Annotated in this window: 1 protein-coding gene; it reads right to left on the bottom strand. The window is 31.4% G+C overall.

Annotation, left to right across the window (positions count from 1 at the left end; all coding sequences use genetic code 11):
- Nucleotides 1-316 precede the first annotated feature (316 nt).
- Nucleotides 317-905: ankyrin repeat domain-containing protein (locus KCG35_RS25715; RefSeq protein WP_215822718.1), on the bottom strand; the 589-nt coding region annotated here is incomplete at its 5' end.

Here is a 905-nt window from a genome sequence, read left to right as displayed (position 1 = left end):
GGTAACTGTATACAGAAAAAAAATAAAACAATGATGTTGCATACCCAACGGTAATACTGGCTGATACTGCTCTTATTTTCTGTCACTGCTTAAACTAATTTACCATTGATAGATTATGAATAGTGATTTAATGTCGTTAACCGGCCTAAAAGTGGTTCAGACCCATCACAGCACAAAGCTATAACACTTGTTAGCGATCTGTACTATAAATATAGCCCGATTTCCATTTACTTTTTCACTAAAAAAGCATCTAATTTTATGGCTTATTCTTTAAGTACTACTCTCATCTCTCTTTTTAAACACATTCTTCTTATTTTTAAATCTTACCTTCCGCTTTTAGCTCATCATAAGTCTTAGCACCTGCATTTCTTAGCTTTTGTATAATTCTTTTTTTAGTTTGTGAAAACACTTCAAAAGGGTTTGGAACATCTGGATAATCAGTACGCATATTCAAGGCCATATCTAAAGCAGTAAATTTTGTTTCTTTATTGTAAAAATTTATTCCGACTTCATCTGTAACATTAATTAGCATTTCAACTAATTTTTCATCCCCACAATATGCTGCAGATACTAAATACGAGTCCTCATTTTGCTTTACTGGTATATTTAAATCGAGTCCACTCTTAAGTAAAATATCAAAACATTTATTTCTTTTCTCTACTTTATCAGGATTCTCGTAGTTAGTACTCATACCAAGCAAGCACTTTAGTCCTGCTGGACTGTTATACTTATTTTTTGTATTGACATTTGCACCATACTTAATTAATACTTTAAGAACTTCAACTTGCTGGTTAAATATGGCATGAGTGAGTGCATCTTCTTTATATATTCTATCTCTATATTCTATATTAATACCTTTTTTGCAAAGCATCTCAGCTATTTCATAATAACCATTAGATGCTGCA

The sequence above is a fragment of the Zooshikella harenae genome (genome assembly GCF_018837975.1).
Classification (GTDB): Bacteria; Pseudomonadota; Gammaproteobacteria; order Pseudomonadales; family Zooshikellaceae; genus Zooshikella; species Zooshikella harenae.
The sequence above is the reverse complement of the archived record's forward strand: the minus strand, read 5'-3'. Positions and strand labels throughout refer to the sequence as shown.